Below are 13,377 nucleotides of genomic sequence, written 5' to 3'. Positions count from 1 at the left end.
ATAGATTTACCTATAATTATAAATAAAGTTAAATATTTTTTCTATTCTGTTTTTTTGTTTGTGAGAAATTCAATTTGTCAAAAATAAACTTTCCAACTTTGGGGATTTATTTACATAGCCAAGTGTAATAATCGTATAAATTTTATTTGCCTCAATTTTCACTTCAGGAATTGTTAATAAAACGTTTTTGGTTCCCGCAACAGCTATTTCTATATCTGCTACACCAGGACTCACTTGTAAATAATCTGTTGCTTGTTTAAATGAAACCTTTTCAAACAGTTTTTCCCCATCCTTTAAAGCAACATCTACTTGAGGTGCATCAGGAGATAAATGAACGAATCGTATTTTTGCTTGTCCATATGGAAGAGGTGTATTATCAGTTACATGTAACAGCTGCAGTTTATCAGCATTACCAACTGCAGCAAGAGTATATACATGATTTCCCATTACAGGAATGAGAGTTGAAAAGATGGGAGTTTCCTCGCCGGCAGGTACGATATCAACGCGGTATTGCCCTTGTGTGAGTGAAAGATATGGACTATATTGCTTAAACGAAATGTTTTTTACTACTTTTTGTCCATTTATGACAATATCAATAGAAAATGAATCAGGAGAAGCGTGTAAGATTCGAACGTAAGAAGGTAATGCTTGCTCACTTGAATATGGTGGTGATACACGGCTTTTCTCGTAAGCTTGTACAAGTTGTTTCATTGCCTCAAATTGTTTTAAATATACTTCCATATATTTTTGCGGATTTGTATATTTGTAATAACAAGCAAGCTGTTCATACATTACAGCTTGCTGCGCATATTTTTCTACTTCTAATGAATTCATTGATTTGCCTCCTCTGTTATCATTAATACAACTATATGCATGTACAAAGAGAAGATATGCAAATAAAGTCTTGTTAATCTTTAAGAAGATGAAATCTCTAGCTAAGATGGAGATTTTTTTAATTTCTAGGCAAACACACATACAAAAAGATGTTTGTCCTACATATTTTATCAATGTAAACTATTTTAAATGGATGTAGGGAGTGAAAAACTATGTGGGGTTACGGTGGAGGATATCCAGGTTATGGCTGTGGATATGGCTACGGTGGATATGGCGCTGGGGGCTGTGGATATGGCTTTGCGATTGTTGTTGTGTTATTTATTTTATTAATTATTATTGGAGCTACTTGCGTACGCTTCTAGTTATGCAGAAAGAGCGTCATAGTGAACCGATTAATTATACATTGATCGGTTCTTTCTTTTTTTGGCCCCCTTTTTCAGCCGAAAGTTATGAAAAAACCAACTTTTCACGAACGATAATTTTATATATCATTATATAATTCGTGTATTCTGTTGACATTCTAAATGGAGCATGATACCTTTAGTAAGGATTTTCTAAGGAATGCAATGGGGGAATGAATATATGAATACGAACTATGATGTAATTGTTGTAGGTGCAGGTCCTGCGGGGATTTTTTCTTGCTATGAAACAATTGGTAAAATGCCAAATGCAAAAGTGCTATTAATTGATAAAGGACATGATATTTATCGGCGTAATTGTCCGATTCTTCAGAAGAAAGTAACGAAATGTCCACCTGCTGCTGGAAAGAAGGAGTATGCAGGATGTATACCGGCATGCTCAATCACAAATGGCTTTGGCGGAGCAGGAGCATATTCAGATGGTAAATTTAACATAACAAGTGAATTCGGTGGTTGGATGACCGATTATTTATCTCCATCGACAGTAATGGACTTAATCAAATATGTAGATGAAATTAACTTAGCACACGGTGCAACTATATCAATTACAGATCCATTAACGGATGAAGTTCGTAATATTGAAAAACGTGCTTATGCAGCTGGATTAAAACTATTGCGTGCACAAGTTCGTCATCTAGGGACAGAACAAAACTTAGAAATTTTAAAAAGCATTTTTGAATATTTAAAAGAGAAAATTGATATGAAATTTAAAGTGGAAGTAGACGACATCGTAACGGAAAAAGCAGAGAATGAACATACCGTACGTGGAATTATTTTAAAAGATGGAACAATGTTATCTGCGAAAAAAGTAGTCATTGTACCAGGTCGTGATGGGTCTGCTTGGCTTACAAAAATTATGAAAAAACGTCGTTTGAAAATGAGCACGAACCAAGTAGATATTGGTGTTCGCGTTGAAACTTCGAATATCGTGATGGAAGAAATAAATAAGCATCTCTATGAAGGGAAATTTGTATTCAACACATCTGTCGGAACGCGAGTGCGCACATTCTGTAGTAACCCGTTTGGTCATGTTGTTGTTGAAAATCATTCTGGTATTATGACAGCGAATGGTCATGCATACAAAGATCCGGCACTTGGTAGTGATAATACGAACTTTGCGCTCCTAGTATCACACCAATTTTCTGAGCCGTTCGATCAGCCGAACGAATACGCACATGAAGTATCACGCTTAGCAAATCGCATTTCAATGGGGGGAGTTACGGTACAAAAGTATGGAGACATGTTAAAAGGTCGCCGTTCTACGCCGAAACGTATCCAAGAAGGATTTCTTGAGCCTACGTTAAAAGAAGCGGTACCAGGAGACTTAGGTCTTGTATTGCCATACAATACAATGAAGAGCTTAATTGAAATGACAGAGGCATTAAATCACGTCACACCAGGCATTGCCTCTGAACATACATTATTTTATGGTGTAGAAGCGAAATTCTATTCAGCAAGACCAAAACTTAATAAACATTTCGAATCAGAAATTTCCGGTTTATACTTAGGCGGAGACGGTGCTGGGGTAACACGTGGATTAGCACAAGCGAGTGCATGTGGTGTTCATATTGCTCGTAATATTGTAGAACATTTAACTAGTAAAACAGAAAAAAGAGAAGAAGTTGTAGTGGGATAATATATAGTAGAAGAAACTTGTCTTATCATAGGACGAGTTTCTTTTTGTGAAAATTTTGTCTAGATTTGTTTGAAAGTATATGAAATAAAATGAAGAAGTAAGAAGGAAATTCACTAGAGGGTTGTCGAAGTTTACACATTAGCAGCAAGTTTTCGCCTCAAATGATATTTTAGAAGAGAGGAGTATGGAGATTTTTAATTGATGATTTTGTATAGATAGGTAGGGATGTAGAGAGAAAGTTGTTGGCTTATAGATTATTATTTCTGAAATTTCTTTCTATTTTATTTTTATGCACTTATTTTTATATTCTGTAATAATGGCTTTTTAATAGATTCACTGCTTAGGCAGAGAGTTCTTTTTTTTATGAAAGAAGAATTGATTTTCTACATAATTTATATATGAGTTGAAGAAACGGGGGGAACGTCATGCGTGATTACTTAATTAAGCCACTTGTTGGTCAACCGTATCCAATGATTTCACACGGGAAAGGTGTTTATTTATATGATCAAAACGGTAATAAATATTTTGATGGTTCGTCAGGAGCGATTACAGCAAGTATTGGTCATGGCGTAACAGAGATTGCAGAAGTTATTAAGCAGCAAGCAGAGGAAATTGCCTTTGTGTATCGTTCGCAGTTTACGAGCGAACCGGCAGAAAAGCTTGCAAAGAAGCTGAGTGACTTAAATATGGGAGATTTAAATTGGAGCTTTTTCGTTAATAGTGGTACAGAGGCAAATGAAACGGCAATGAAAGTTGCAATTCAACATTTTCAAGAGCGCGGTATTCAAGGAAAGCATAAAATTTTATCGCGTTGGATGAGTTATCACGGAATTACGATGGGAGCACTTTCGATGTCTGGACATCCCCTGCGTAGACAACGTTTTGTTTCCATATTGGAAGATTATCCGACACTACCCGCACCGTATTGTTTCCGTTGTCCGGTACAAAAGGTGTATCCAACATGTCAACTTTCGTGTGCAACAGAGTTAGAGCGTTCCATTGAACGTATTGGTGCAGAGCATATTGCGGCGTTCATTGCGGAGCCGATTATTGGTGCAGCTGGGGGAGCTGTTGTACCGCCGAAAGATTATTATAAGGTGATTAAGGATATTTGTGAGCATTATGATATTTTATTTATCGCTGATGAAGTAATGACAGGACTGGGACGTACTGGAGCATGGTTTGCGATGGAACATTGGGGTGTCCAGCCGGATATTATGACGCTTGGAAAAGGATTAGCAGCTGGTTATGCTCCGATTGCTGCAACGATGGTAAGTGATCGTGTGATGGAACCGATTTTACGGGGCTCTCGTTCTGTGATGAGTGGGCATACATTGAGTGCGAATCCACTTTCTGCGGCGACAGCTTTAGCGGTAATTGAATATACAGAGAAACACCGTTTGCCAAAAGAAACTGCTGAAAAAGGGGAATATTTAATGGCAGGTTTGCAAAAAGTACAGCAACAATCAACAATTATCGCTGATGTACGTGGGAAAGGTTTTCTGATTGGAGTAGAATTGCAACCGTTTACAAAGGCGTCTGAACTGATTTCGGTTGCGGCGAAAAATGGTCTTCTTTTATACCAGGCCGTATCAGGGCAAGCGGGTAAAGAAGATAGTGCATTGTTAGTTGCACCGCCGCTTACGACTACATATGCAGAGATTGATGAACTTCTTCATATTTTTGCAAAAAGCGTAGAGGAAATGATGCAAAAAGGAGGGCATAGTATCGTATGACAACTATTACAAATACATTTGGGAAAATAAAAACAATTGAGGATGTTATGCCATATTTTCATGATGAAATGATACTTATGTTTGGAGGGTTTGGAGGCATTGGATCTCCTCCCTCATTAATCCAAGCGATCTTAAATAAAGGAATTCATGATTTACATTTAATCGGTAATGATACTGGTTTTCCGGATGTGGGAATTGGCCGCCTTGTGACAAATGAACGTGTGAAGTCGTTAATTACTTCGCATATCGGCTCAAATCCAAATGCAGGCCGCCAGTTAAATGAAGGAAGACTGCAAATTGAATTTTCCCCTCAAGGTACACTAGCAGAACGAATTCGGGCTGGAGGAGTCGGACTTGGCGGTGTTCTTGTTGATGTTGGGATGGATACAATTGTGGAAGAAGGAAAACGAACAGTTGAAATCGATGGGAAGACATATTTGATTGAAACAGCATTAACAGCAGAAGTATCTATCGTGTTTGCGAAACAAGCAGACCCGTTTGGAAACCTTGTGTTTGATAAAAGCGCGCGCAATATGAACCCACATGTCGCGATGGCCGGTGATATTACGATTGTCGAGGCTGAAGAAATTGTTCCTCTTGGAGAACTTGATCCAGAAAAAATTATCACGCCTGGTGTATTTGTTGATTATATCGTTCCATCGGAAGGAGTGAACTGGAAATGGGCATGGGAGTAGATGTTCGTAACAAAATTGCTAAACGTGCTGCAAAGGAAATTCAAAACGGAATGATTGTAAATTTAGGAATTGGTATCCCTTCTCTTATTCCAAATCATTTACCAGATGATATGCATGTTATGTTTCATGCGGAAAATGGCATTGTTGGTATGGGAACAACACCGGTAAAAGGGGAAGAGGATGAAAATTTATGTAATGCAGCCGGCTTGCCCACATCAATTATTGCTGGAGCTAGTTATTTTGATAGCAGCACAGCATTTGGGATGATTCGAAAAGGATTACTTGATATTACCATTCTCGGGTCACTGCAAGTAAGTGAAAAAGGTGACCTAGCAAACTGGATTGTACCCGGTAAGCGTGTACCAGGAATAGGTGGTGCCATGGATTTAGCGCAAAAGGCAAAACGTGTTGTCGTTGTAATGAATCATGTCGATAAATATGGAAAATCAAAAATTGTTTCAGAATGTACGCTTCCGCTTACGTCAAAACGATGTGTAGACGTAATTATTACAGATATGGCTGTAATGGAAGTAATACAGGATGGATTAGTGCTGCAAGAATTAATGAGTCCGTACACAGTAGAAGATATAAAAAAATGCACAGAAGCTGCTTTTCATGTAAGTCCGTCTTTACTAGTGATTGACTGAAAGGAGAGGTAACAATTGGAGCAATATAAAAAACAAGTGTGTGAATATATTGAAAGTCATGAAAGTATGAGTGTGAAATTATTAAAACGTTTAATTCAAGAAAAAAGTACGAGCGGGGATGAAAGCGGTGCGCAGGCAGTTGTAATTGAAAAGTTGCGCGAGCTTGGTTTAGATTTGGATATTTGGGAGCCGTCGTTTACGAAAATGAAAGATCATCCGTATTTCGTTTCACCGCGTACAAGTTTTAATGATAGTCCCAATATTGTAGCAACATTAAAGGGAAGCGGCGGCGGAAAGTCAATGATTTTAAATGGTCATATTGATGTTGTGCCTGAAGGAGATCTAAAGCAGTGGGAGCATAATCCGTATGCAGGAGAAAAAATTGGGAATCGTATATACGGGCGCGGTACAACTGATATGAAAGGTGGTAATGTATCGCTCATGTTGGCGATAGAAGCCATTGTAGCAACAGGCATTTCTCTAAAGGGAGATGTATATTTTCAAAGTGTAATAGAAGAAGAGAGCGGTGGTGCAGGTACGCTTGCGGCACTTTTACGAGGTTATGAGGCAGATGGTGTGATTATCCCAGAGCCGACGAATATGAAATTTTTTTCGAAACAACAAGGTTCAATGTGGTTTCGTTTATTCGTAAAAGGGAAAGCTGCGCATGGTGGGACGCGTTATGAAGGTGTAAGTGCTATTGAAAAAAGTATGCTTGTGGTAGAACATATGAAGAGGCTAGAAGAAAAACGAAATGAGCGGATTATAGATCCGTTATATAAAGGGATTCCGATCCCTATTCCGATAAATATCGGGAAAATTGAAGGTGGCAGCTGGCCAAGTTCTGTACCTGATTTTCTTACTTTAGAAGGAAGATATGGTGTAGCACCAAATGAAAGTATGGAAGATGCAAAAAAAGAATTTGAAAATTGGATAGGACAGTTAAATCAGGTAGATCCTTGGTTTACAGAACATCCAGTAGAAATAGAATGGTTTGGTGCACGATGGGTTCCGGGGGAATTAGAAGAAAAACATCCGCTTATCACGACGTTAAAGGACAATTTTGTACATATTAAAGGGGCTGAGCCGATTATTGAGGCATCACCGTGGGGAACAGATGGAGGATTATTTACACAAATCGCAAATATTCCAACAATCGTGTTTGGTCCAGGTGAAACGAAAGTCGCACATTATCCAAATGAATATATTGAAATTGATAAAATGATTGCAGCAGCAAAGGTTATTGCATGTACACTGCTAGATTGGTGCGAGGTGGACCAATGAAATATTATGAAGAATTTGCAGAACAGACGAAGTACTATACCGTAGAAGGTGCGTTAGATTATTTTAATAAACGTATTCGAGTTGACCATTATAAGGGAAATGTTGAAAAAGTAATGCATAGAGTTGAAGAACTCGCAAACTCTCATTCTTTTACGAAATTAATTATAAAAGGAAAGAATGAGAACGTTCCTGTGTGGCTCTCTCTTGGTTTTGCATTAGAAGCAAGTATTCCGCAATACTTCCAAGGGCATGATGCATATTTTATGGTGAAATATCGGGATGATGAGCGCCGTAATAGCGTGCAATGGGTAAAGGAAGATGAAATTTTGAGTGGTGTAATTGCGAAAAAAGTAATAGAAAAAGAAATACCAGTACAGTTTGTATTGCGAAAAGCGACAGAAGAAGATGCAAAGCAGCTTGCAGATGTATTTGGAAAAGTATTTGAGATTTATCCAACACCTTTAAATGAAGTCGATTATATTGTGAAAACGATGAAGGAAGATACAATTTATTACGTGTATGAAACAGAAGGGAAAATTATTAGTACTGCTTCAGCAGAAATGAACGTAAAAGAAGGAAATGCAGAATTAACAAATTGTGCGACATTACCAGAGTATCGTAAGCATGGTTTTATGAAAAGTTTACTTATGAAGTTAGAAGAAGAAATGCAAGAGAGAGGTATTTTCTGTTCGTATACAATTGCGCGGGCACTTTCGTTTGGTATGAACGCTGCGTTCTATCAGCTTGGATATACGTACACAGGACGACTTGCGAATAACTGTTATATTTTTGATAAGTTAGAGGATATGAACGTTTGGGTAAAGGATTTATCCTGTATTAACGGGCAGTAAGCCCACCGCTTCAAGAATGAGAGAGAAGCCAAGAAGAAACGGTCTGTAACTATCCGTTTGGGCGGGCTTTCCAGCAGTGAGGGTGAGAAAAACCCCTGCTGATGGAAGTTCCACTTTATCACAAATATAGTAGATAACAGTTCAAAAAGAATCAATTCACTTAACTTCCATAAGCGTAGAAGAAAAAATCTTCGCTGATGGGAGTTTCATTTTAGCGTTAGGTGCTCAAAATTTGGCACCATAATTGCTGATTTTTGAGCGTAGGAGGGGATTACGTTGCTGGCGATTTCAACACAAGAAGTGATTGAAGCGATTTTAAGTAGTATTGATGAAGCTATTCATGCAGTAGATGAAAATGGAATTACGATTTTTTATAATACAGTGGCGGCAAAACATGATGGATCGAATGTAGAAGATGTACTTGGTAAATATTTATTAGAAGCATTTCCTTCGTTAACGCCAGAAACGAGTACACTGTTAAAGGTATTGCAAATGAAAAAGCCAATCCTACACCAAGTGCAGCGATATCAAAATCAAAGGGGAGAAGATGTATACACAGTGAATACAACGCTTCCTATTTTTATAGAAGGACGAATTGCTGGTGCTGTTGAAATTGCAAAAGATTATTCTACTATTCAAAAGTTGACGGAAAAAATTGCTGACTTGCAGTCGAAAATGAAGCGGTCATCACCGAAAAAAGCACCATACAGACATATAGCATTCGATACGATTATAACGAATGATAAGCGATTTTTACAGACGAAACAGCTGGCGCAAAAGGTTGCGACTACGAATGCAAACGTACTGATTTACGGCGAAACAGGAACGGGAAAAGAATTATTTGTACAAGCGATACACGAAGCATCGAAAAGAAGAAATAACGCGTTTATCGCTCAAAACTGTGCTGCTTTGCCAGAATCATTACTTGAAAGTTTACTGTTTGGAACAACAAAAGGAAGCTATACAGGTGCAATGGAGCGCGCAGGTTTATTTGAGCTTGCGGACGGTGGTACATTATTTCTAGATGAACTGAATTCAATGCCATTAGACTTACAAGCGAAAATGCTTCGCGTACTAGAAGATGGTGTTATTCGCCGCATAGGTGATAGTAAAACAAGAAAAGTTGATGTGCGTGTGATTACAGCAATGAATCAACCTCCGGATGAGTGCCTTCGTGAAAATAAAATTCGTACAGATTTATATTATCGATTAAATGTGTTTTCTTTATTTATTCCGCCGCTTCGCGAGCGAAAGGAAGATATTTTATTGTTAGCTCCGCACTTTTTGAAAGCTTATAACAAGGAATATAAAAAGAATGTGATTGGTATAGATGAAGATACAAAGCAGCGATTACTTCAATACAATTGGCCGGGTAATGTACGTGAATTAAAGCATATGATTGAACATGCGGTCATTGTAGCAGATGAAAAAATGCTAACATTATCTTGTTTACCACGTTCGTTTCGACAAACGCCGTCGCTGCAGAAAACGTTGATATTACCGCTTCGAGAAGCGCTTTATAAAACGGAAAAAGAGTTGATTGAACAAGCGATGTTAGAAGCGAAAGGAAATGTTTTGCAAGCCGCGAAGTTGTTAGGCATTCCAAGACAAACTTTGCAGTATAAATTAAATAAATATGCGAAATATGCCGAATAATTGGCAGCTTTTTGTGCATTTGCACCAATAAATGAGCGCTTACATATATAAAAGTAAAGAAAATTCTGTTTTTTAAAAGGGGTATTTTTGTATAAAACGATATTTTTATAGTAAAGAAGCTTGTAATAGCAAAGGTTGTACGAATAGATGGGAATTAAAATCTAGATTTGACAGTTAAAGTTGGCATGATTATTGCTTTAATAAATAGTGAGCGTTTGAAAAAGGGGGAATGGCAATGTTACACGACGTATATAAACCAAAACGTCATTGGAAAGAGATTGAATTATGGAAAGATGTTACAGATGAGCAATGGAACGATTGGATTTGGCAATTAACAAATACAATTAAAACATTAGATGATTTAAAGAAAGTCATTAATTTAACACCGGAAGAAGAAGAAGGTGTTAAAATCTCAACAAAAACAATCCCATTAAACATTACACCATACTATGCATCTCTTATGAATCCAGATGATCCACGTTGTCCAATTCGAATGCAATCTGTACCGATTTCAGAGGAATTATATAAAACGAAGTACGATTTAGAAGATCCGCTTCATGAAGATGAAGATTCACCAGTTCCAGGATTAACTCATCGTTATCCAGACCGTGTTCTTTTCCTAGTAACAAATCAGTGTTCTATGTATTGCCGCTATTGTACACGACGTCGTTTTAGTGGACAAATTGGAATGGGTGTACCAAAGAAACAATTAGATGAAGCGATTGCTTATATTCGTGAAACGCCGCAAGTTCGTGACGTATTAATCTCTGGCGGTGATGGACTTCTTATTAACGATAACATTCTAGAGTATATTCTAAAGAACTTACGTGCAATTCCGCATGTGGAAATTATCCGTATTGGAACGAGGGCTCCTGTTGTATTTCCGCAGCGTATTACGGAAAATCTTTGTAATATTATCAAAAAATACCATCCGGTTTGGTTAAATACACATTTTAATACGTCTATTGAAATTACAGAAGAATCTAAACTTGCTTGTGAAATGCTGGCGAATGCTGGTGTACCGCTTGGAAACCAAGCTGTTATTTTAGCAGGCATTAACGATAGCGTACCAATTATGAAAAAATTGATGCACGATTTAGTAAAAATTCGCGTGCGCCCTTACTATATTTATCAATGTGACTTATCAGAAGGGATTGGTCATTTCCGTGCGCCAGTATCAAAAGGTCTTGAAATTATTGAAGGATTACGCGGACATACATCTGGTTATGCGGTACCAACATTTGTTGTAGATGCACCAGGCGGCGGTGGTAAAATTGCCGTTCAGCCAAACTATATTATTTCACAAAGTGCTGACAAAGTTGTCCTTCGTAACTTTGAAGGTGTTATTACAACGTATCCAGAGCCAGAAAATTATGTATCAGGCAGAGCAGAAGGATATTTCAAGGAAATTTATCCTACTTACGAAGAAAAGCGCTCTGATGTTGGTGTAGCAGCGCTGATGAGCGATAAGAAGTTTAACCTTGTACCAGAAGGCTTGCAGCGTATGAATCGCCGCAAAGATTATGAAACAAATAATACACATGCTTCATTAAAAGATAAACGTGATAAGCGTGACCAATTGAAAGATAAAAAATATAAAGCGCAAATGGAAAAGTTAAATGAGAGCACAAAAACTGAAGGAGATGCAGTATGAGATGTATGTGGTGTGAAGGTGAAGAAGCAATTGAAAGTGTAAATACTGTATACTGGGAATTACCAGATGGTACACAAACAGTTACAATTGAAGAAACACCTTGTATCGCATGTCCAAATTGCGGAATGCATTATCAATCAGATACTATTGTGAAAGAAATAGAAGATCAACTCTTTTTGATTTATACGAAAGATCTGCCAAAACAAATCAAATTTACAGAGCTCATGGAGCGTCCGCGTTTATTAAAGCGAAACTACTTTGACTTTTAACCAGTATTCTTTATGCTGGTTTTTTTCTTGTTTGCCTTGTATAATGTAGCCAAGTTAGAAAGGTAGGGAATATTGTTGAAAAAGTCATTTTATCATTATATGATGAAGCACCGTGCTTCTTTATTAAAAAATGAACTATGCGACTTGGCAGAAATTATGTATGAAGATCATAGCTTTCCAAAGCAATCGGAGGATTATGATGAAGTTAGTTCGTATTTAGAGTTAAATGGTTCATTAGACAGTATGAGCATTTTTGACCGTGCATGGGAATTATATATGCAAGAACGTTAGAGTGAAACATCTATTTGTAGACTGTTTTACTACGAATCATTTTTCAATTTGTGTTATGTACACTCCGATAGTGGAGTGTATTTTTTATGAAAAATATTCAAGTATACAACCTCATGTGATAAGCGTTTTCGGAGTGGGTCGCATATACTGTTATCGTCACATACTTAAAATCACGACTTCAAAAGGAGAGAGAGACATGACGAGAAAAAAACAGCCCAAATACAATATAGGAGATATAGTCGTGATTACGTTATATGGTACGGTAGGAAAAATCACGAATATCAAAATGCTTGACGGTGTCTATGTATATGAAGTAAACAATCACGATGGATTTTATGTAGAACATACACTGCAGCTTGTGACAGAGCAAGAAATGAAAGATGGCGAATCAGAGTGGATTGAACTTCATTATAAATTTACGTTTGGTGACCTCGTTCAAGTTACAGGCTATGAAAAAGATGTGTTTCGTGTTGTTGGCTACCGGACGGAAGTATGGCGTTATAAAAATGATGCTTGGGAAGATACAATTTATGAATTATCTCGTATTACTGATGGAGAGTGGCTAGAAGCAGATGAATCAGATTTGACACTGATTGCGAATGCACAAACAGCAAATGTTATTTTAAAGAAAATGAAACAAGATAAAGCAGGTATGAATAAGCTAGATCTAGGAAAATTAAAGTCTATTAATAATTCGAAAAAAGTAAGTATAAAAACGAATCGAAAAGAGATTATTGATGGTTTACTAGATATTTTTAATGATTACAGAACATTGTATGAAACATTTCAAGATGAAGAATATAAAATTGTGATGGAAGTTGTACGTAATTATTTAGTTAAATTATCCGAGAAAAAATAACTTAGAAAGAGAAAAGGAATTGAAAGAGAATATAAGTTGTATATGGTATGCCTACAATTGTTAAAAAGATAATAAATATAGAAACTAGTTTGTCCACCCACACGTCTTCATGTACGAAACCTTCTTCTGTATGTATGATTTCTTGTTTATATTCCATTGCGTTTTCCCCCTTATATAGCTTGTACTACATCTTATGCAAAATCGTTTTTTTATATAACCTATATATCTAGCAAAAAAAGAAAAATGTTTTTCTATTGTTATACATAATTTCTATTTTTCTTCATAAAACAGAATTAAAGGGGTGATGCTCATGAAGGAAATAGAAGTCGTAATTGATACGGAAGAAATTGCGGAATTTTTTTATGAGCAATTAATTGTAAGAGGTTATGTACCAAAGCGCGAAGAAATTGAAGATCTTGCAGATATTGCATTCGATTATTTGTTAGAGAAATGTATGATTGATGAAGTATTTGACGAAGATGATGAAGGGAAGTAACGACGGGATAGACTCGTCGTTTTTTGTATCGTATAAAGTGAAACTTCCAT

General features: G+C 37.0%; 15 protein-coding genes. 13 read left to right on the top strand and 2 right to left on the bottom strand.

Annotated features, from left to right (window positions below):
- Positions 1-69: 69 nt before the first annotated feature.
- Entirely contained in the window at positions 70-834 is a 765-nt protein-coding gene (locus PLX19_RS17625) for a DUF4397 domain-containing protein (RefSeq protein ID WP_272190058.1), read from the bottom strand.
- Between the two features lie 212 nt (positions 835-1,046).
- On the opposite strand from PLX19_RS17625, the gene yjcZ reads away from it, so the two are divergent.
- The 12 genes from yjcZ to PLX19_RS17565 all read left to right on the top strand — a co-directional run bounded on the left by yjcZ (position 1,047) and on the right by PLX19_RS17565 (position 12,831).
- Positions 1,047-1,196: a sporulation protein YjcZ gene (yjcZ, locus tag PLX19_RS17620; RefSeq protein ID WP_272190057.1), complete on the top strand. Its 150-nt coding sequence runs from the start codon at positions 1,047-1,049 to the stop codon at positions 1,194-1,196.
- Positions 1,197-1,416: 220 nt separating this feature from the next.
- On the top strand, positions 1,417-2,889 hold the full coding sequence (locus PLX19_RS17615) for an NAD(P)/FAD-dependent oxidoreductase (protein WP_272190056.1): 1,473 nt from the start codon (positions 1,417-1,419) through the stop codon (positions 2,887-2,889).
- Positions 2,890-3,314: 425 nt separating this feature from the next.
- Positions 3,315-4,625: an aspartate aminotransferase family protein gene (locus tag PLX19_RS17610; RefSeq protein ID WP_272190055.1), complete on the top strand. Its 1,311-nt coding sequence runs from the start codon at positions 3,315-3,317 to the stop codon at positions 4,623-4,625.
- Entirely contained in the window at positions 4,622-5,320 is a 699-nt protein-coding gene (locus tag PLX19_RS17605; RefSeq protein ID WP_272190053.1) for a 3-oxoacid CoA-transferase subunit A, read from the top strand. The genes PLX19_RS17610 and PLX19_RS17605 overlap by 4 nt, the downstream gene beginning before the upstream one ends.
- Positions 5,305-5,967, top strand: coding sequence for a CoA transferase subunit B (locus PLX19_RS17600; protein ID WP_272190051.1), 663 nt, complete (start codon positions 5,305-5,307; stop codon positions 5,965-5,967). The genes PLX19_RS17605 and PLX19_RS17600 overlap by 16 nt, the downstream gene beginning before the upstream one ends.
- 15 nt (positions 5,968-5,982) lie before the next feature.
- A complete protein-coding gene (locus tag PLX19_RS17595) occupies positions 5,983-7,251 on the top strand; it encodes a peptidase (RefSeq protein WP_272190050.1) in 1,269 nt (422 codons plus the stop codon).
- Positions 7,248-8,102: a putative beta-lysine N-acetyltransferase gene (gene ablB, locus PLX19_RS17590; RefSeq protein ID WP_272190048.1), complete on the top strand. Its 855-nt coding sequence runs from the start codon at positions 7,248-7,250 to the stop codon at positions 8,100-8,102. Before PLX19_RS17595 ends, ablB begins: the two co-directional genes overlap by 4 nt.
- A gap of 276 nt (positions 8,103-8,378) precedes the next feature.
- The gene (locus tag PLX19_RS17585; RefSeq protein ID WP_272190047.1) at positions 8,379-9,758 is read left to right on the top strand and encodes a sigma-54 interaction domain-containing protein; all 1,380 of its coding nucleotides are present in this window, start codon (positions 8,379-8,381) and stop codon (positions 9,756-9,758) included.
- 235 nt (positions 9,759-9,993) lie between these two features.
- Entirely contained in the window at positions 9,994-11,412 is a 1,419-nt protein-coding gene (gene ablA / locus PLX19_RS17580) for a lysine 2,3-aminomutase (protein ID WP_272190046.1), read from the top strand.
- A complete protein-coding gene (locus PLX19_RS17575) occupies positions 11,409-11,681 on the top strand; it encodes a YokU family protein (protein ID WP_272190045.1) in 273 nt (90 codons plus the stop codon). The genes ablA and PLX19_RS17575 overlap by 4 nt, the downstream gene beginning before the upstream one ends.
- 75 nt (positions 11,682-11,756) lie before the next feature.
- Positions 11,757-11,972, top strand: coding sequence for a YozE family protein (locus PLX19_RS17570; RefSeq protein WP_272190044.1), 216 nt, complete (start codon positions 11,757-11,759; stop codon positions 11,970-11,972).
- 196 nt (positions 11,973-12,168) lie between these two features.
- Positions 12,169-12,831 carry a hypothetical protein gene (locus PLX19_RS17565; RefSeq protein ID WP_272190043.1) on the top strand — a complete coding sequence of 221 codons (663 nt, stop codon included), beginning with the start codon at positions 12,169-12,171 and terminating at the stop codon, positions 12,829-12,831.
- A gap of 1 nt (position 12,832) precedes the next feature.
- Here PLX19_RS17565 and PLX19_RS17560 read toward each other — a convergent pair whose 3' ends face one another.
- Complete coding sequence (locus PLX19_RS17560) at positions 12,833-12,988, bottom strand: DUF3930 family protein (RefSeq protein ID WP_272190042.1); 156 nt, start codon at positions 12,986-12,988, stop codon at positions 12,833-12,835.
- A gap of 153 nt (positions 12,989-13,141) precedes the next feature.
- On the opposite strand from PLX19_RS17560, the gene PLX19_RS17555 reads away from it, so the two are divergent.
- Positions 13,142-13,327, top strand: coding sequence for a YozD family protein (locus tag PLX19_RS17555; RefSeq protein WP_020060656.1), 186 nt, complete (start codon positions 13,142-13,144; stop codon positions 13,325-13,327).
- Positions 13,328-13,377: the final 50 nt, after the last annotated feature.

Source organism: Bacillus sp. BP-3, from assembly GCF_028401955.1.
Classification (GTDB): Bacteria; Bacillota; Bacilli; order Bacillales; family Bacillaceae_G; genus Bacillus_A.
The sequence above is the reverse complement of the archived record's forward strand: the minus strand, read 5'-3'. Positions and strand labels throughout refer to the sequence as shown.

Excerpts from the sequence above, each read along its gene's own strand:
- ablB (WP_272190048.1), top strand. The coding sequence starts at position 7,248 with ATGAAATATTATGAAGAATTTGCAGAACAGACGAAGTACTATACCGTA.
- PLX19_RS17565 (WP_272190043.1), top strand. The coding sequence starts at position 12,169 with ATGACGAGAAAAAAACAGCCCAAATACAATATAGGAGATATAGTCGTG.
- PLX19_RS17560 (WP_272190042.1), bottom strand. The coding sequence starts at position 12,988 with ATGGAATATAAACAAGAAATCATACATACAGAAGAAGGTTTCGTACAT.
- PLX19_RS17575 (WP_272190045.1), top strand. The coding sequence starts at position 11,409 with ATGAGATGTATGTGGTGTGAAGGTGAAGAAGCAATTGAAAGTGTAAAT.
- PLX19_RS17610 (WP_272190055.1), top strand. The coding sequence starts at position 3,315 with ATGCGTGATTACTTAATTAAGCCACTTGTTGGTCAACCGTATCCAATG.
- PLX19_RS17615 (WP_272190056.1), top strand. The coding sequence starts at position 1,417 with ATGAATACGAACTATGATGTAATTGTTGTAGGTGCAGGTCCTGCGGGG.
- PLX19_RS17600 (WP_272190051.1), top strand. The coding sequence starts at position 5,305 with ATGGGCATGGGAGTAGATGTTCGTAACAAAATTGCTAAACGTGCTGCA.
- PLX19_RS17625 (WP_272190058.1), bottom strand. The coding sequence starts at position 834 with ATGAATTCATTAGAAGTAGAAAAATATGCGCAGCAAGCTGTAATGTAT.
- PLX19_RS17555 (WP_020060656.1), top strand. The coding sequence starts at position 13,142 with ATGAAGGAAATAGAAGTCGTAATTGATACGGAAGAAATTGCGGAATTT.
- ablA (WP_272190046.1), top strand. The coding sequence starts at position 9,994 with ATGTTACACGACGTATATAAACCAAAACGTCATTGGAAAGAGATTGAA.
- yjcZ (WP_272190057.1), top strand. The coding sequence starts at position 1,047 with ATGTGGGGTTACGGTGGAGGATATCCAGGTTATGGCTGTGGATATGGC.
- PLX19_RS17605 (WP_272190053.1), top strand. The coding sequence starts at position 4,622 with ATGACAACTATTACAAATACATTTGGGAAAATAAAAACAATTGAGGAT.